The organism is Clostridium vincentii, from assembly GCF_002995745.1.
Taxonomy (GTDB): Bacteria; Bacillota; Clostridia; order Clostridiales; family Clostridiaceae; genus Clostridium; species Clostridium vincentii.
Genome location: NZ_PVXQ01000028.1, coordinates 26,034 through 45,373 on the forward strand (window position 1 = coordinate 26,034; position 19,340 = coordinate 45,373).

16 protein-coding genes are annotated in these 19,340 nt (G+C 31.4%); 15 read left to right on the forward strand and 1 reads right to left on the reverse strand.

The genetic code is table 11. From position 1 onward, the window contains the following. Positions 1-44 precede the first annotated feature (44 nt). The 5 genes from CLVI_RS12085 (at position 45) to CLVI_RS12105 (ending at position 7,713) form a co-directional block, all read left to right on the forward strand. Complete coding sequence (locus CLVI_RS12085) at positions 45-746, forward strand: hypothetical protein (RefSeq protein ID WP_106060384.1); 702 nt, start codon at positions 45-47, stop codon at positions 744-746. Positions 747-940: 194 nt separating this feature from the next. Continuing rightward, positions 941-1,786: a BglG family transcription antiterminator LicT gene (licT, locus tag CLVI_RS12090; protein ID WP_106060385.1), complete on the forward strand. Its 846-nt coding sequence runs from the start codon at positions 941-943 to the stop codon at positions 1,784-1,786. A 118-nt stretch (positions 1,787-1,904) separates the two neighbouring features. Beyond that, a complete protein-coding gene (locus CLVI_RS12095) occupies positions 1,905-3,278 on the forward strand; it encodes a sucrose-specific PTS transporter subunit IIBC (protein WP_106060386.1) in 1,374 nt (457 codons plus the stop codon). Positions 3,279-3,327: 49 nt separating this feature from the next. After that, positions 3,328-5,196 carry a sucrose-specific PTS transporter subunit IIBC gene (locus CLVI_RS12100; RefSeq protein WP_106060387.1) on the forward strand — a complete coding sequence of 623 codons (1,869 nt, stop codon included), beginning with the start codon at positions 3,328-3,330 and terminating at the stop codon, positions 5,194-5,196. Positions 5,197-5,523: 327 nt separating this feature from the next. Continuing rightward, positions 5,524-7,713 (forward strand): sensor domain-containing protein, encoded by a 2,190-nt coding sequence (locus CLVI_RS12105; RefSeq protein ID WP_106060388.1) that lies wholly within the window; start codon positions 5,524-5,526, stop codon positions 7,711-7,713. A gap of 121 nt (positions 7,714-7,834) precedes the next feature. On the opposite strand, the gene CLVI_RS12110 is transcribed toward CLVI_RS12105, so the two are convergent. Beyond that, a complete protein-coding gene (locus CLVI_RS12110; RefSeq protein WP_106060389.1) occupies positions 7,835-8,437 on the reverse strand; it encodes a CHAP domain-containing protein in 603 nt (200 codons plus the stop codon). 200 nt (positions 8,438-8,637) lie between these two features. Here CLVI_RS12110 and CLVI_RS12115 point away from each other — a divergent pair, with 200 nt between their 5' ends. The 10 genes from CLVI_RS12115 (at position 8,638) to CLVI_RS12160 (ending at position 19,203) form a co-directional block, all read left to right on the forward strand. Beyond that, positions 8,638-9,483 (forward strand): hydrogenase small subunit, encoded by an 846-nt coding sequence (locus tag CLVI_RS12115; protein ID WP_106060390.1) that lies wholly within the window; start codon positions 8,638-8,640, stop codon positions 9,481-9,483. A 16-nt stretch (positions 9,484-9,499) separates the two neighbouring features. After that, the gene (locus CLVI_RS12120) at positions 9,500-10,906 is read left to right on the forward strand and encodes a nickel-dependent hydrogenase large subunit (protein ID WP_106060399.1); all 1,407 of its coding nucleotides are present in this window, start codon (positions 9,500-9,502) and stop codon (positions 10,904-10,906) included. Continuing rightward, positions 10,906-11,385 carry a hydrogenase maturation protease gene (locus CLVI_RS12125; protein ID WP_106060391.1) on the forward strand — a complete coding sequence of 160 codons (480 nt, stop codon included), beginning with the start codon at positions 10,906-10,908 and terminating at the stop codon, positions 11,383-11,385. Before CLVI_RS12120 ends, CLVI_RS12125 begins: the two co-directional genes overlap by 1 nt. Next, a complete protein-coding gene (locus tag CLVI_RS12130) occupies positions 11,369-11,620 on the forward strand; it encodes a hydrogenase maturation nickel metallochaperone HypA (RefSeq protein WP_242980685.1) in 252 nt (83 codons plus the stop codon). Before CLVI_RS12125 ends, CLVI_RS12130 begins: the two co-directional genes overlap by 17 nt. 1 nt (position 11,621) lies before the next feature. Next, complete coding sequence (gene hypB / locus CLVI_RS12135; protein WP_106060393.1) at positions 11,622-12,272, forward strand: hydrogenase nickel incorporation protein HypB; 651 nt, start codon at positions 11,622-11,624, stop codon at positions 12,270-12,272. A gap of 24 nt (positions 12,273-12,296) precedes the next feature. Continuing rightward, positions 12,297-14,576 carry a carbamoyltransferase HypF gene (gene hypF, locus CLVI_RS12140; RefSeq protein WP_106060394.1) on the forward strand — a complete coding sequence of 760 codons (2,280 nt, stop codon included), beginning with the start codon at positions 12,297-12,299 and terminating at the stop codon, positions 14,574-14,576. Between the two features lie 141 nt (positions 14,577-14,717). Next, positions 14,718-15,236 (forward strand): NADH-quinone oxidoreductase subunit NuoE, encoded by a 519-nt coding sequence (gene nuoE, locus CLVI_RS12145; RefSeq protein ID WP_242980686.1) that lies wholly within the window; start codon positions 14,718-14,720, stop codon positions 15,234-15,236. Further along, positions 15,233-15,634, forward strand: coding sequence for a (2Fe-2S) ferredoxin domain-containing protein (locus CLVI_RS12150; protein WP_106060395.1), 402 nt, complete (start codon positions 15,233-15,235; stop codon positions 15,632-15,634). The genes nuoE and CLVI_RS12150 overlap by 4 nt, the downstream gene beginning before the upstream one ends. Before the next feature lie 14 nt (positions 15,635-15,648). After that, entirely contained in the window at positions 15,649-17,442 is a 1,794-nt protein-coding gene (gene nuoF, locus CLVI_RS12155) for an NADH-quinone oxidoreductase subunit NuoF (protein WP_106060396.1), read from the forward strand. A gap of 24 nt (positions 17,443-17,466) precedes the next feature. Continuing rightward, on the forward strand, positions 17,467-19,203 hold the full coding sequence (locus CLVI_RS12160; RefSeq protein ID WP_106060397.1) for an NADH-dependent [FeFe] hydrogenase, group A6: 1,737 nt from the start codon (positions 17,467-17,469) through the stop codon (positions 19,201-19,203). Positions 19,204-19,340 lie beyond the last annotated feature (137 nt).

Below are 19,340 nucleotides of genomic sequence, written 5' to 3' on the forward strand. Positions count from 1 at the left end.
GTAAATTAAAGTTTATATACAAATTTATTTCTAAAGGAGTAAACATGAAAAATTTAAAACATAATGTATTAGTTCCATCTATTTTAATTTTCTTATCAATTTTAATGTTTTTATGTCATTATGTAATATTCGGGCAATTAGAAAATACAATATATTATTCGTTTATGAGTCTTTCTTTTATTCCAATAAATATACTTGCAGTTACTCTTGTCTTTGATAAACTTGTGGAAAGACGTGCTCGTCTTGAACGTGTAAGCAAGCTAAATATGTTAGTTGGATTGTTTTTTAGTGATATTGGATTTGTTCTATTAAAATTAATAGTAGTTGGGGATGAAAAGATTAAATCTTTAGGACTTGATTTTAATGACTTGAAATATTGTAGAAATAAATTGAATAGTCATGATCATCATATTGATTTTGAAAAAATCGATTATACTCAGCTTAAAGATCTTGTTATTTCCGGTAGAGATATTTTATCTAGCCTCATAAGTAATGAAAATATTTTAGAGCATGAAACATTTGCAGATTTACTTATGTCATTAATGCATTTAAGAGATGAAATTATATTTATGGAGCATAAGGAATTAATCCAAGAGGATTGGATTCATATTAAAGGTGATCTTATTAGAGTATATAAAAATTTAACTTTCCAATGGATAAATTACCTTGAGCACTTAAAGATTTTTTATCCTTATCAATATAGTGGAGCTATTAAATTTAATCCTTTTACGATTGCTAATAAATAGATGGAATTTTTATGAATATGACAAAGATTGTTAAAAAACAATTGACACAACAATAAAAACTTGATAATATGATAATATAATAATTATTATATTTAGGATTGTTACTGATATGCAGGCAAAACCTAATCTGAAATCATTGATTTTCAGATTGGTTTTTTTTTATTTCATAATAAAGCTGTAGGTGGTTTGATAGAATGAAAATAGAAAAAATATTGAATAACAACGTGATCACTGTTATTGATGAAGTTACTAAGTTAGAAAAAGTAATTATGGGTAGAGGCTTATCATTTAATAAAAAGATTGGTGAAGAAATCGATGAAACAAAAATTGAAAAGGTATTCAAAATCTCAAATCCAAATGAAAATTTATTGTTTCAACAATTAATTAATGAAATTCCAATGGAGTATTTAAAAATATCTGAAAAAATTATTAGTTATGCAAAGGAAAAATTAAATGTTGAATTTGATGAACATATTTATATATCTTTAACTGATCATTTAACTTTTGCAATTAAGAGATTGCAATCTCAAGAAATTATAAAAAATAATTTATTATGGGAAATTCAGAGGATATATTCTAAAGAGTATGAAATTGGACTATGGGCAATAGATTTCATTGAAAAAGAATTAGATATTAAAATGGGAAAAGATGAGGCAGGGTTTATTGCACTGCATATAATAAATGCATCTATTTTTGAAAGTATGCCAAACACTATGAACCTAACTGAAATAGTACAAGATATATTAAATATAGTTAAATATTATTTTACTATAGAATTTAATGAAAATAGTATATCCTTTGATAGATTAATTACACATTTAAAGTTCTTTGCAAAAAGAGTGGTTACTAAAGCCAAAGTTAATTATGAAGAACTTCCCTTTATCCATATGGTAAAAGAGAATTATAAATCAGAATATAATTGTGCATTAAAGATTAAAACTTATGTAGAAAAATATCATGATTATAAAATAGATGATTCAGAATTAATATATTTAAGTTTACATTTGCATAGAGTTTTAAGTAGTTTTGAAAATGAATAATAAAGGATTGTTACTGGTAAAGCAGGCAAAACCTAAGGTGATAAAATATATTTGTATTTTATCAACTTAGGTTTTTTTTATAAAAAATTATCAAAATAAATATTTTAGGAGGCAGATCATGGATTATAACAAAGTAGCAAAAGAAATACTAAATCAAATTGGCGGAGAAGGAAATGTGGAAAGTGCAACACACTGTGCCACTAGGTTAAGACTTGTTCTTAAAGATGAAAAAAAGGCAAATAAAGAAACATTAGAGAAAATGGATGCAGTAAAAGGAGTTTTTTCAACTTCAGGACAATTTCAAATCATTTTAGGTCAAGGTACTGTAAATAAAGTTTATAAAGCCTTGATAGAAAATAATAATATTAAATCATCAAATTTAAGTGAAACTAAAAAAGAGGCTATGAAAAAGTTGAACCCAGTTCAAAGATTTGCTAGGGTATTATCAAATATATTTGTACCAATCATTCCTGCAATAGTTGCTAGTGGTCTTTTAATGGGATTACTAGGAATGTGCAAAACCTTTGGATGGGTAAGCGGAGACAGTGGAGTTTTTGTACTATTAGATATGTTCTCAAATGCAGCCTTTGTATTTTTACCTGTTCTTATAGCCTTTAGTGCAGCTAAGGAATTTGATGTAAATCCATTTTTAGCGGCAACATTAGGTGGTATTTTGATCCATCCTGCATTGCAAAATGGTTGGACTGTAGGTGGAGGTATTACAAATAATATATCAGTATTTGGATTAAATGTAGGTATGGTTGGATATCAAGGTACAGTTTTACCTATACTAATTGCAGTTTGGGTAATGGGTTATATTGAAAGAGGAATAAGAAAAATAGTTCCAGACATTTTAGATATAATAGTAACTCCATTCTTAACTTTAATGAGTACAGCTTTTATAGCTTTACTAGTAATAGGACCATTAGGAAGACTGTTAGGAGATGGAATTTCCTTTGGACTTCAAGGACTTTACAGTACTGCAGGACCTGTAGCAGGAGTAGTATTTGGAGGACTATATTCATTAATAGTTATCACAGGAGTACATCATAGTTTCCATGCAATTGAAGCAGGATTATTAACAAATCCTGAAATCGGAGTAAACTTTTTATTACCAATATGGGCAATGGCAAATATCGGACAAGGTGGAGCTTCCCTTGCTGTATATTTTAAAACTAAAAGTACAAAATTAAAATCTATAGCTGCTCCAGCATCACTATCTTGTATGCTAGGAATTACTGAAGCCGCAATATTCGGAGTAAATTTAAAACTTGTTAGACCATTTATTGCAGCTGCTATTGGTGGAGCTGTAGGTGGTGGATTTGTAGTATTAATGAAGGTTTCCATGACTGCTGTAGGAGTAACTGGAATACCAGGTATTGCAATTGTTAAACAAGGATCTATGATGCAATATATAATTGGAATGGCTATTGCATTTGGTACAGCATTTGTTATGACTTATGTTCTAGGATTTAAAGACGAAGAAAACTAAAATAAAGAAACTGAAAATCTATAAAATAAATGTTTTAGGGGGAAAGATTATGGATTACAACAAGGTAGCAAAAGAAATACTAAATCATATTGGTGGAGAAAGAAATGTGGAAAGTGCAACACATTGTGCCACTAGGCTAAGGCTTGTGCTTAAGGATGAAAAAAAGGCAAATGAAAAAGCCTTAGAGCAGATGGAGGAAGTAAAAGGAGTTTTCTCAAGTTCAGGACAGTTACAAATTATTATAGGGCAAGGTACAGTAAATAAAGTTTATAAAGCTTTGATAGAAAATAATAATATTAAAGCATCAAATTTAAGTGAAGCAAAAAAAGAGGCAATGAAAAAGTTGAACCCAGTTCAAAGATTTGCTAGGGTATTATCAAATATATTTGTACCAATAATTCCTGCAATAGTTGCTAGTGGTCTATTAATGGGATTACTAGGAATGTGTAAAACTTTTGGATGGGTAAGCGGAGACAGTGGAATTTTTGTATTATTAGATATGTTCTCAAATGCAGCCTTTGTATTTTTACCTGTTCTTATAGCGTTTAGTGCAGCTAAGGAATTTGATGTAAATCCATTTTTAGCGGCAACATTAGGTGGTATTTTAATCCATCCTGCATTGCAAAATGGTTGGACTGTAGGTGGAGGTATTACAAATAATATATCAGTATTTGGATTAAATGTAGGTATGGTTGGATATCAAGGTACAGTTTTACCTATATTAATTGCAGTTTGGGTAATGGGTTATATTGAAAGAGGAATAAGAAAAATAGTTCCAGACATTTTAGATATAATAGTAACTCCATTCTTAACTTTAATGAGTACAGCTTTTATAGCTTTACTAGTAATAGGACCATTAGGAAGACTGTTAGGAGATGGAATTTCCTTTGGACTTCAAGGACTTTACAGTACTGCAGGACCTGTAGCAGGAGTAGTATTTGGAGGACTATATTCATTAATAGTTATCACAGGAGTACATCATAGTTTCCATGCAATTGAAGCAGGATTATTAACAAATCCTGAAATCGGAGTAAACTTTTTATTACCAATATGGGCAATGGCAAATATCGGACAAGGTGGAGCTTCCCTTGCTGTATATTTTAAAACTAAAAGTACAAAATTAAAATCTATAGCTGCTCCAGCATCACTATCTTGTATGCTAGGAATTACTGAAGCTGCAATATTCGGAGTAAATTTAAAACTTGTTAGACCATTTATTGCAGCTGCTATTGGTGGAGCTGTAGGTGGTGGATTTGTAGTATTAATGAAGGTTTCCATGACTGCTGTAGGAGTAACTGGAATACCAGGTATTGCAATTGTTAAACAAGGATCTATGATGCAATATATAATTGGAATGGTTATTGCTTTCGGTACAGCTTTTATTATGACTTATGTTTTAGGCTTTAAAGATGAAGAAAGCCAAAGTGAAAAAACTGAAAATACAATTATAAAAACAAAAGGAAGCGAAGTATTATTTGCACCAATGAAAGGTGAAGCAGTATCTATTGAAGATATGCCAGATAAAACTTTTGCTGATAAATTATTAGGGGATGGTATAGCAATTAATCCAACAGATGGAACTGTCGTTTCACCTGTAGATGGAACTATAGCATTAGTTTATGAGACAAAACATGCTATTGCAATAATTACTGAATCAGGTGTTGAAGTATTACTTCATATTGGTATTGATACAGTGAAAATGAATGGTGAAGGTTTTAAATCTTTTGTTAATTGTGGAGATAAGGTTAAGGCAGGAGATAAGCTGCTAGAGGTTGATTTAGATTTAATAGAAGAGAAGGCTACATCAAAGATAACTGCTATGGTAATAACTAATACAGATAATTTTAAATCAATAAAACAATTAAAATTTGGTTCTGTAAATTTAAATGAAAAAGTTGTTGAAGTTAATTTTAATTAATAAATAGATAAAGATTAATGACTTTCCTTAAAGTGAATAAAAAGAACTCTTTCTAGCAATAATTGAAATATCAATATATTACTAGAAGGAGTTTTTTTATGTCAAAAATGTAGAAAGAATTAAATGTAATAAATGAAAATTTTAAATTATAGTCTTACTTAGGTAGAATAAACTGTAAATTCGCAATTTTTTTGTAGAGTTTTAGAAAGATATGAATTATACTATAATTGCATTAGTTTAGGCTATTGCAATTGAAGAAGGGATTTTTTCGTAGAGTTTTAGAAAGATTAAAATCTAAATAAGTTATAGGGGAGAGAGATATATATAATGGGGTATTTTGGTGAATTTGATAAATCTATCATAGAAAATATGATAAGTGCTTTTATTTATTGTAAAATTATAACGGATGAAAAGGGAACCCCCATTGATTATAAATACATTAAAGTAAATAAATATTATGAAAGCTATACTGGTTTGAGTGGCAAGAATGTTATTGGGAAAAGGTTTAAAGAGGTTGTTCCTAAAAGCGAAGATGAAAAATTTAATTGGGTAGAATTTTATGGCAATGTGGCATTAACTGGAAAATCGGCTTATACTGAGCAATTTTCAAAAACTTATGATAAGTGGCTTCAAGTAAAGGCATATTGTCCTAGAGAAGGATTTTTTGTTGCAATATATACAGATATAACAGACTTTAAGCAAAAAGAACAGGATCTTATAGAAAAAAATCATAAATTCTCACAATTATACGAAAAAATTGTTGATTCTGAGGAAGAACTACGCCAGCAAGTTGAAGAAGTCAATAAAATGTATACTATAGTTACTGAAAGTGAAAATAAACTTAAACGTTCTCAAGAACTAGGGCAAATAGGCAACTGGGAAATAGATTTAAATACAGGTCTCTCTTGGGGTTCAGAGGTCTGTGATAGGCTGAATGGTTTTAATGAAAAACAACAGAAGTTAAAACATAAAGACTTCCTGCGTTATGTTCATAAGGAAGATCGAGAAAATCTAGATAAAGCATTCAATATTCTAGTTAAAGGAAATAAGAAGATGGACGTGGAATATAGACTGATCAGAGCTGATAATAATAAAGTAATATATATAAATTCTATTGCAGAGCTAGAATTAGATTCTAAAGGTAAGCCTACTAGAATCTTAGGAATATCAAGAGATATAACAAACGTTAAGGAAAAGGAATTAACAATAATACATATGGCATATCATGATTTTTTGACTGATTTACCAAATAGAAGTTTTTTCATTGATAAATTAAAAAATGCTTTATCATTGTCGGGTTCAAAGAACTCAAAAGTAGCTGTGATTTTTCTTGATTTAGATAATTTCAAAAAAATAAATGATACTCTTGGTCATTCAATTGGAGATAAATTACTTATTAAAGTCGCAGAAAGAATCTCTTCTTGTATGAGAAAAGATGATATATTGGCAAGATTAGGAGGAGATGAATTTTCAGTATTGATTGAAAATGTAAAAAATAAGGATGAAATAATTCCTTTGATTGAAAAAATTAATACTGTTTTTGAAGACCCTTTCAATATTAATAATAATTTGATTAATCTGACAGTAAGTATGGGCATTTCAGTGTATCCTGATGATGGACAAACTGTTGGAGCACTTCTGAAAAATGCAGATATGGCAATGTACAAGGCTAAATATTTAGGTAAAGATACTTTCATGTTGTTTAATATAAAAATGAAAGAAGAATTGACAAGAAAAGTAAAGATAGAAAGTATGATACCTATTGCTTTAAAAAATAATGAGTTCATATTATATTATCAACCTCAGTATGAAACTAAAACTGGTAAGCTTAGAGGATTTGAAGCTTTAATAAGATGGAATAGCCCTGAACTTGGATTCTTAAACCCTCTTGAATTTATATCCATAGCTGAAGAGTCAGGATTAATAGTTCAAATAGGGGAATGGGTTTTAAAAACAGCGGCGATAATGGGTAAAAAAATAAGTGAGATTTATGATACTCAGGTTATGATGAGTGTGAATATTTCACCTATACAATTGAAACAAAAAAACTTTGTAAATTTAGTTATTGAGGCAATTAGTAACTCTGGTATAAATCCTAAATTATTAGAATTAGAAGTAACAGAAGGGGTTTTAATTGATAGCTATGATAATTCTATAGAAATTTTAAATAAATTAAAGGAAATTGGAATCAGTATAGCACTTGATGATTTCGGTACAGGATACTCTTCCTTAAGTTATTTAAAAAAACTCCCAATAAATGTGCTTAAAATAGATAAATGTTTTATTGATGAAATAGAATCAAGGGACAATGAAAATACATTTGTTGAAACAATAGTTTCTTTGGCACATAAACTCAACATTGAAACCTTAGCAGAAGGTGTTGAAAATGAAGAACAGTTAAAATATCTTGAAAAAGCTCAATGTTATACTATACAGGGATACTATTTCAGTAAACCTGTACCTGAAAGTATGATCGAAGGAATTATAAAAAGAAATAATGATTTATTAAAGGCATAAATTAATATAGTATTGTGTAGTGTTTCTTCAAATAGGTAGTGATATATGTAGGATCTAGTCACCTCTATCAATGAAACCCTACACAATATTTATATACTCCTTACCAAGGAGTAGTTCTTCATTAAACTTTTCTTAACCATCCTGCTGGAATTCTTTTTCCACCAACAAAATATTTACCGTCTCTATACTCCAGTTCGAATCTATCTCTTGATGATTCTCCCATATTTTGTTGAATTATTTCTATATAATTATCTCCGACTTCTGTAATTATTACTATATGTCCATATGTAGTATCCGTAAATACTAAAATATCATCTATTTCAGGCTTTTCATCTTCTCCATTTTTGTATTGAATTAATCCTCTTTTTTCATTTAGCGTTCCGTGTTCTACATCAGCATCAAAGAAATCTTTAGCATTACCATATACATCAGGCATTTTATGATCTTTGGCCTCATAATAAAATCTTTTTATATATTCAACGCATTGCCACTTATAGCCATAATAATAGGAAGACCCATCTTTACTATAATTTTTCCCGTGATTTTCTGAATAATCGCCACCATTATAAAATACATCTACTCCCTTGTAACTATCCAACATTTTACTTATGCCGTTCTTTTTATCAGTAATTTTTTGCTGAATCTTAGTCGAAACAAAAACTCCTCCAGCTATAAGTAAAATAATCATAAATAAAAATATTAATTTCTTATAGACACTTTTCATAAATTCCTCTCTTTCATCTTATAAATACAATATTTACTAAATTATACCATGTAAAATGGACGTATATAATTAACTTATTATGAAGGTAGCTTCTAGTTTAAAGATTAGAGGGCTACCTTTTGAGCTTCTGAGAATTTCAAGTATAAAGCCGCTATTACAATAATATAATTAATGAAGCACTAAAATATGAAGAGGTTACATTGTCAAAAAAAAGATGTCCAAGAGGGATAATAAATTCTACATTTAAGAGAATAGAAAATAATAGCTTGAAGAAAATAAACCTTATTTGGTTAGAGGCTTGCGGTTGTTCTGGTAATATTATTGCACTTTTAGATGCTGATACTCCTGATGTTCCATATTTTCTAACACAAATGGTGAACATGACCTATAACAACAGTATCATGGGGGCAGAAGGGGAAAGGGCTTTTGAAAAATTCCTTGAAACACTAGATACTGAATTTATTTTGATTGTAGAAGGGGCGGTAACTTCAAGGGATAATGGCTTGTATAATATTGTAGCTGAATATAATGGAAAACCTATTTCGGGCGCAGAGGCAATAACTCTTGCAGCTGGGAAAGCAAAGTATGTTTTAGCAGTTGGTACTTGTGCATCTTATGGTGGGATTTCTGCAGCAAAACCTAATCCGTCTTTAAGTAAGAGTATTCCAGACTTTTTGACTACAAAGGTTATAAGAATTCCAGGATGTCCTGCAAATCCTCATTGGGTAATTAGCACTATAGCCCATTTAATTTCATATGGATTACCAGAATTAGATTCAGATGGGAGACCCTTATTTCTATATGAAGAAACAATACACACCAATTGCTCTAGAAGATCCTTTTTTGATAAAAAAATTTTTGCAACTAAGTTAGGAGATAAGGAGTGTATGTTTAACCTAGGATGTAGGGGGCCGATAACAAGGTCAGATTGCGCTCTTAGAAAATGGAATGATAGGGTGAATTGGCCTGTGGAAGATAATACACCATGTATCGGTTGTGTAAATAAGGGATTCCCTGATGAAATGGAAAAGTTCATTAATCTATAGGTTTGGAGAGAAAGATATGAAAGAAAAAATTATAATAAATCCTATTACAAGAATAAGTGGTTTTTTACAAATTGAGGTTACCATAGAAAAAAATATTGTTATTGATGCTAGAAATAATGGATTTCTGTTTAGGGGATTTGAAGAAATGCTAAGGGGGAGATCCCCTTTAGATGCTATTTACTTTACTGAAAGAATATGTGGTATATGCTCAACTGCTCACGGATTTGTGGCCGCTAAAGCCTTGGAAGATGCTTTAAAGATTGAACCAGATGAAAATGGAAGTATACTTAGACAAATAATGCATGGATGTGAATTTTTGCAAAATCATATAAGGCATTTTTATCAATTCACAATACCAGACTATGCAAAATTAGATGTTAATCCGGCTAATGATGGAGAGACGAGAAAATATAAATTACCCAAGGATATTAATACACGATTAAATGATCATTATATTGAATCCTTTAAATATAGCAGGGCTGCCCACAAGATGTTAGCTCTTTTAGGGGGGAAGGCTCCACATAATCATGGGATTTTTGTTGGAGGTGTAACTGTTAATATTGATACTTCAAAGATAATTGAACTTAAATCCATATTATATTCCATTAAGAATTTTGTGAATAATATAATGATTGAGGATATAAATCTAATTTCAAAATATTATCCGGAAGATTTTAAAAATGGAAGAGGCTATGGCAATTTTTTGAGCTATGGAGCTTTTGATAGTACCTTTAATAACCCAGATCCTTATGTAAAAAGTGGAGTGCTTATAAATAATGTAAGGCAGGATCTTGATATTACTAAAATAAGTGAGGATATTATGCATTCTTATTACTCAAATCCTAAGAATGTTCTCAATTCTGAGGATAGCAACTGGCAGCCAGATGCAAATAAAAAGGATGCACATACATGGGTTAAGGCCGCCAGGTATAACGGGCTTCCTATGGAAGTAGGCCCATTAGCTAGGTTGTGGATAAACGGTGAATATACTAAAGGAAGATCAACATTGGATAGAACTATGGCGAGAGTTATAGAGGTTAAGAAAATATGTGATATAATGGAAAATCTTATAAATAAAGTTAAGCTCATGCCATCTGGACAAAAAGAATGGCAGATTCCAGAAAATGCTAAGGGGGCTGGACTTAGGGATACAACAAGAGGAGCATTGGGACACTGGATAACAATTGAGGGGAAAAAGATTAAAAATTATAATATAATAACGCCATCAGGCTGGAATATATCGCCTGAAGATTCTAATGGAAATAAAGGAGTTGTTGAGAAGGCTTTAATCGGAACCTATGTAGAAGATTCTAAAAATCCTTTTGAGGTAGGCAGAATAATAAGATCCTTTGATCCTTGTGTTTCCTGTGCAACTCATATCATAAGTGATAAATTCAAGGATTTCACTATGAGGGTTGTCTAATGATTAAGGTTATTGGAATAGGAAATTCACTAATGGGTGATGATAGTATAGCTCTTAAGGTAATTGACTCTATTGAAAGAGAAATAGAAAAATTGAATTTAGAGATAAAGTGCTTAAAAGCAGAAACAGATTTTAATTTTGCTTTAGATAATATAGAAGATGGAGATTATTTATTTATTTTAGATAGTACAATATTAGGTTTAGATTGTGGACAAGTAACTCAAATACATTTGGAAGATGTGGATAAATATCCAAACAATTCACTTTCAATACACAATATGAACTTACTTTCATTAATTAATCATTTTAAGATAAATATAAATGGTTTTGTTATTGGAATAGAGGCGGCAGAGGTGAAGTTTAGTTTGGAAATTTCTAAGGAGCTGAAAGTCAGATTTGAAGAAATATGCCAGGAGATTTATATAATTATTAAAGAGAAGAGTTTAGAATATAGACAAAAGTGTGACAGTAGTGCATGAAGCATCTATAGCCTCAGAAATATATGACATAGTAAAAGAAAATATCAAGAACTATAAAATTAAATGGGTAACATTAATCATCATTAATGTTGGTAATTTTAATGGAATAAATGAGGAATCACTTAAATTTGCATTTAGAGCTATAAGCAAAGGATCAAAGTGTGAAAATGCAAAAATAATAATGGTTCCAGTACAGGGCTTTGAATTATTAGTGGAAAGGATAGAGGGGGAATAATATGAAAAGCATATCGATACAGAAAAGGATACTACAATCTAACACTGATTTTGCAGAGAAAAACAGAAAATTGTTAAAGGAAAATGGTATAGTCACTGTAAATATATTTGGATCGCCAGGGGCAGGGAAAACTTCAATTCTTGAAAAAGTAATAAAAAATATGAAAGATAGAATCTCTATTGGTGTCATAGAAGGGGATTTATACACAACAAAGGATGGAGAGAGAATAGAAGGTCAAGGAATTCCTGTTGTTCAAATAAACACTTGCGGAGCATGCCATTTAGATGCTGCTATGATAGAAAAATCTATAGAAACTATGGAGATAGAGGATATAGATTTAATTTTCATAGAAAATATAGGGAATTTAGTGTGTCCTGCTTCTTATGATTTAGGAGAGGATAGCAGAATAACGGTATTGAGTATCGCTGAAGGAAATGATAAACCACTTAAATATCCCTTTATATTTCTGCAATCAGAGGCTGTTGTTTTAAATAAAATGGATATTATTAATTTTACGAATTTTGATCTAGAGGAATTCTATAAAGACATTTATTCATTAGATAAAAATATTAAGGTGTTTTTGGTATCTGCTAGAGATGGAGATGGTATAGAGGAATTATGTGATTATTTTACACAGAAAGTTAAAAAGTAGTGGGATATTTTTTTAGAAGATACTATGATTAGAAAATATATATTAGTAAAGGGTTTGGTACAAGGCATTGGTTTTCGACCCTTTGTGTATAAAATAGCATTGGAAAATAATTTAAAGGGGTATATAAAAAATAGCAGTATTGGTGTAATTATTGATACTGAAGGAGAGAAAAAGTCCATAGATATTTTTATAGATGATTTGAAGAAAAGAGGACCGGAGATTTTAAGAATTGAGGAAATAATCCAACAGGATAGGCCGATAGTAAACTATAAAACCTTTGAGATAGAGAAAAGTATTCATGAAAATCAAGGTATTACATTTATACCTCCAGATTTAGGGGTTTGCAATAAATGCCAGGAAGATATTAAAGATGAAAATAATAATAGATATAAATATCCATTTACGAACTGTACAAATTGTGGTCCGCGATACTCAATAATAAAAGCACTTCCTTATGATAGAGGGGCTACAACTATGAGTTCTTTTAAAATCTGCAGGTTTTGCAATGAAGAATATAATAGTCTATCAAGTAGAAGATTTCATGCACAGCCTAATTCTTGTCCTGATTGTGGACCAGAGATAGAACTAGTTGATAAACTAGGAAATAAAGTAGATACACAGGAGCCTATAAAGGAAACAATAAGACTAATAAAAGAGGGTAAAATATTATCAATTAAGGGGATAGGGGGATTTCATCTGGTTTGTAATGGGAAAAGCCAAGATGCAATTAGACTTCTTAGAGAAAAAAAGCATAGAAAAACAAAGCCTTTTGCTCTAATGATGAAGGATATTGAAACTATAAAAAAATATTGTCTTTTATCTAGTGAAGAAGAAAAAGTATTATTGAGCAATAAAAGACCTATAGTGATTCTTAATAAAATTGGAGATGTTTTACCTGAGAATATAGCTCCAGGTAACTTAACTCTAGGGGTGATGTTACCTTATACTCCATTGCATTACCTTCTTTTTGAAGATGATATAGATGTACTTATTATGACAAGTGCAAATCTTAATGGTATGCCCATAATATATGAAAATAAAGAAGTTGTAGATAAGCTAGTTAGTATAGTAGATTATCATCTTATGAATAATAGGGACATATATACTTCTGTAGATGATTCTGTAAGTAGAGTTATCTTAGGGAATGAAATAGTTATTAGGAGAGGAAGAGGATATTCGCCAACATATTTCAAATGTGAAAATTTTAAGGAAAGTTTAAGCCTTGGCTCTCACTTGAAAAATAGTTTTTGTTTTTGTAAGGATGGAAATCTGATTTTAAGTGAATATATAGGTAATTTAGATAATGTGGAAACTCTAAATAGATATGATAGGGCTATGGAGACATTGAGAAGGATTTATAATATAAATCCAGAACTAGTAGTTTATGATTTTCATCCAAATATTTTTTCTAAGGATTATTTAAATAAACTAAAGGGAAAAAAGGTAGGGGTGTATCATCATCATGCACATATTGCTAGTGTTCTTTTTGAAAATAAAGAAAAGGATAAAGTTATTGGAGTTGCCTATGATGGCTCTGGATATGGAAGGGATGGAACCATATGGGGAGGAGAATTTTTAATATCTAATTGCAGAGATTTCAACAGAGTTGGGCACTTAAATTCAGTCTATATGCCTGGAGGAGATATGGCTGCTAGAGAACCTATGAGAATGGCTATTTCTTATCTTTATAAGGTTTATAAAGACCGTGATAAAATTAAAAATCTAGGTCTTATTCTTAATTCAAGTCAGGATTCAGATGATAAATCGAAAACAAAAATGTATATTGAAATGATAGAAAAGGAGATAAATTCTCCTAAAACATCAAGCATGGGAAGATTTTTTGATGCAGTTGCCTATCTTTTAGGTTTTAATAAAAAAGTTACATTTGAAGGAGAAGCAGCAATTTACTTAGAAAATATAGCTTCACTTGGGGATAGGGGTAGTTATGATTTTGACATAGATGTAATTAATGGAATGTATATTATAAATACAGATAAAATTCTTATTGGAATAATTAAGAATTTAAAAGAGAAAATCTCAAAGTGCGTTATTTCTATGAGTTTTCATAATACCATAATCAAATTTACAGTTGATTTGTGTGTAAAGATATCAGAGGATTATGGAATAAAAAAGGTTGCCCTTAGTGGAGGAGTATTTCAAAATAAAATTCTACTTGAGGAGATATATAATAGATTAAAGAGAAGGGGTTTTATTGTTTATATTAATAGAGAAATACCGTGCAATGATGGGGGTATTGCTCTAGGGCAGTTGGTAATAGCAAATGAAAGAATTGTATATTGGTGATGATTTTGTTATAATTGAGTTGTTAAACATTTATGAAATTGTCCTTAGTTATGTTGTGCTTAGTAACTTAATTATAATAGGAAATTACATAAATGTTTTTTTGTTTATCAGTATAATGATAAAAATGTAGGAGGGATTGAATTGTCAAATAATGAAAAATGTACTTGTGTTGAATGTGGTAATACAGATGAAAGAATGGATAAATTAAAAGATATTCTAGAGGAGTATAGATCTATAAAGGGTAATTTAATTCCTATATTACATTCTGTGCAGAAGATATACGGATATCTGCCAGAAGATATTCTTCAGGTTGTTTCTGAGAAAATAAATATTCCAATGACAGAAATATATGGGGTGGCATCTTTCTATCATCTATTTTCCCTTGAGCCAAAGGGAGAACATATTATAAAAGTGTGTCTTGGTACTGCGTGTTATGTTAAAGGTGGACAAATTATACTTAATAGATTGGAACAGGAATTAAATTTAGAAGTGGGTAAAACTTCGCTTGATGGTAAATTTACACTGGAAGCTACTAGATGTCTGGGGGCTTGTGGACTTTCACCTGTAATGACTGTAGATGACAAAATATATGCAAAGGTAACCCTTGATGATGTTAGAAGAATTCTTGATGAGTATACAAAAGTGGAGGTAGATAAATGAAGACTATAGAGGAATTAGATGAAATAAGAAATAAGAATTTGGATAGAGTTAATCAAGGAAGAGATAGAAAAAACCCTAGAATAGTAGTTGGAATGGCTACTTGTGGAATTGCAGCAGGAGCAAAATCAGTAATGGCAGCTATACTAGATGAACTTAAAAAATTAGGAAATGATAATGTAGTGGTAGTTCAAACTGGATGTATTGGAATATGCAGGTTGGAGCCTGTAGTAGAGGTTATTATGCCTGGTGAGGAGAAAGTTACTTATGTGAAGATGACTGCTACCATGTCTAGAAGAATGGTTAGAGAACATATAAAAGATGGCAATGTAATGGATGAATACACTATGCATGTGGTAGATGGTAAGGTGTTAAATGATTATACAGTACTAAATAACTAATAGGAGGGGTTGCAATGAATTTATTTAGTTCTCAGGTGTTAGTTTGCGGAGGTACTGGGTGTGCTATGGAAGGGGCTATGGATATTGCAAACACCATAAAAAATGAGCTTAAGAGACATAGAATAGATAATGAAATTGAGGTAATAAGAACAGGTTGTCTTGGACTTTGTGATCTTGGACCTATAGTAATTGTTTATCCTGAAGGAACATTTTACAGCAAGGTAGATGTAAAGGATATCTCTGAAATTGTTGAAGAGCATCTAGTAAATGGTAGAGTGGTAAAAAGATTGGCATACTATGAATCTGTTGATGATTATAATATAAGATCCTTAAATAATGTAGAATTTTATAAGAAACAGATAAGAATAGCCCTTAAAAATTGTGGAGTGATAGATCCAGAAGATATAGATGAATATCTTGCAGTTGATGGATATAAGGCTCTTGAAAAGGTTTTAACTAAGTTAACTCCACAAGAGGTAATTGAAATAATCAAAAAATCTGGTCTGAGAGGAAGAGGTGGCGGTGGATTTTCTACTGGGATGAAGTGGGAGTTAGCAGGGAAACAGGTAAAGGACCAGAAATATATAATTTGCAATGCAGATGAAGGAGATCCCGGTGCTTTTATGGATCGTTCAGTTCTTGAAGGAGACCCACATTCAGTTCTTGAGGCAATGATTATTGGAGGTTATGCTATAGGAGCTAGTCAAGGGTTTATATATGTAAGGGCTGAGTATCCTTTAGCTGTTGAAAGATTAAAGCTTACTATAAAGCAAGCAAAAGAATATGGTCTTTTAGGGGAAAATATTTTAGGCTTAGGATTTAAATTTAATGTTGAAATAAGATTAGGTGCTGGAGCTTTTGTTTGTGGAGAGGAGACTGCTCTTATGAACTCCATAGAGGGAAAAAGAGGTATGCCAAATCCCAAGCCGCCATTTCCAGTAGTAAGTGGATTATGGGATAACCCAACTGTTATAAACAATGTTGAAACCTATGCCAATATACCTCAAATTATATTGAAAGGTGCTGAGTGGTTCTCAAGCATTGGTACTGTCAAAAGTAAGGGTACAAAAGTTTTTGCTCTAGGTGGAAAAATTACCAATACTGGCCTGGTAGAAGTTCCAATGGGAACTACTCTCAGAGAAATTATCTATGATATAGGAGGGGGTATACCTAATGGAAAAGAATTTAAGGCAGTTCAAACTGGGGGACCATCTGGAGGCTGTATCACTGCAGAAAATTTAGATACTCCAATTGATTATGACAATTTAACAGCTCTAGGATCTATGATGGGATCTGGTGGGATGATTGTACTAGACGAAGATAACTGTATGGTAGATATGGCAAGATTCTATCTTGATTTCGTAAAGGATGAATCATGTGGCAAGTGTACACCTTGTAGGATAGGTACCAAACGAATGCTTGAAATATTAGAAAAAATAACTGCTGGTAATGGAACAGTAAAGGATTTAGAAAAATTAGAAGAACTAGCAAAGCAAATTAAGGTTACAGCTCTTTGTGGACTTGGGCAAACAGCTCCAAACCCAGTATTATCTACATTAAAGTATTTTAGAGATGAATATATTGAACATATTGTTGATAAAAAGTGTCTTTCAGGAGTTTGTAGTGCATTGGTAGAATACAGCATAAATCCTGATAAGTGTAGAGGTTGCAGTTTATGTGCTAGACAATGCCCTGTTAATGCAATAAGTGGTGAGATTAGACAACCATATATTATAGATCAAAGTAAATGTATAAAGTGCGGATCCTGTGCAAATAAGTGTCCATTTAAGGCAATTGAGAAAAAATAATTTTATCGTGTAGAGGTGAATAATATGGATATGATTAATTTTAAGATAGATAAAAAAGAGATACAGGTTGCCAAGGGAACTACTGTGCTAGAAGCTGCCAGAAGTATAGGTATCAAAATACCAAGTCTTTGTTATTTGAAGGATGTTAACAAGTGTTCAGCCTGTAGGATATGTGTGGTGGAAGTAGAGGCAAAGCTTATTGCATCTTGCACTCTTGAGGCAGAAGAAGGTATGGAAGTAAAGACAAATACTCCTGCAGTAAGAGATGCAAGACGGATGGTATTAGAACTTTTGCTGTCAAATCATAAACGAGAGTGTACCATTTGCAGTAGAAGTCAGAATTGTGAACTTCAAACTTATTCTAAAGAACTTAATGTTAGGGATATAAAGTATGAAGGAGAAAAAATTTCGAAAGCAATGGATTTTTCGTCTTGTTCCATAGTAAGGGACATGGAAAAATGTATACTCTGTGGCAGATGTATAAGTACCTGTAGTAATATACAAACTGTAAATGCTATAGGCTATGCTAAAAGAGGATTTAACACTATGGTCGAAACACCTTATGATAAGGATCTGGGAGATACTGTATGTGTTAATTGCGGACAATGTATAATGGCTTGTCCGGTAGGTGCTTTAAGTGAAAAGAATAATGTAGATGATGTATGGAATGTATTAGCTGATAAGGATAAGTATGTGATAGTTCAGACAGCTCCTGCAGTAAGAGTAGCCCTAGGAGAAGAATTTAATATGCCAATAGGTACAAGAGTTACAGGAAAGATGGTTACATCATTAAAAAATATTGGATTCTATAAGGTGTTTGATACAGATTTTGCAGCAGATCTTACTATAATGGAGGAGGGAACAGAGTTATTAAGTAGACTGGGAAGTGGAGAAAATCTTCCTCTTATGACATCTTGTTGCCCAGCTTGGGTTAAGTTTGTGGAACATTTCTACCCAGATATGCTTAAAAATTTATCTACCTGTAAATCTCCACATGAGATGGCAGGAGCATTAATTAAAACTTATTTTGCAAAAAAGATGGGAATAGATCCACAAAAAATTGTGGTAATATCTATAATGCCTTGTGTAGCAAAGAAATTTGAGAATAAAAGAGAAGAACTTTCTAATAACAACTTGCTGGATGTTGACTATGTCTTGACTACCAGAGAGTTAGCTCAAATGATTAAGGAAGCAGGGATAGATTTTGCAAGTCTTGAGGATGATGTCTTTGACAATCCAATGGGAGAATCTACAGGTGCTGCTGTAATATTTGGTGCCACAGGCGGGGTGGCAGAAGCTGCTTTAAGAACCATTTTTGAAATTACCGGAGATAAGGAATTAGACAATATTGATTTTGAAGTGGTTAGAGGAACTGATGACATAAAAATAGCTAAAATTGAGCTTCCAAATGGTAAAAAAATTACCGCGGCAGTTGCTCATGGACTTGGTAATGCAAGGGTTCTTCTTGAAATGGTGAAAAAAGGAGAACAGAAGATTGATTTTATTGAAGTTATGGCGTGTCCAGGTGGTTGTGTAACCGGTGGAGGGCAGCCTATATTAAGTGCTAATGATCTAGCAAATGTAGATGTGAAGGCTAAAAGAGCTAGCGCAATTTATGAAGAAGATAAAGAAATGCCTATAAGAAAGTCACATAAGAATCCAGATATAAATAAAATCTATAAAGAATTTCTGGGAAAACCTAATGGAGATGTAAGTCATGAGCTTCTTCATACTCACTATATAAAAAGAAATAAGTTTTAAATATAATATTTTTGGTCATTTTAAAATAAAATCCTTCTCGGTTGAATATATATTAACCTAGAAGGATTTTATTTTTTTATGATAATAAGAAAATACCTTGTAATTATGGGGGGGGGGGGGGGGGGTTTTTTCTTGAG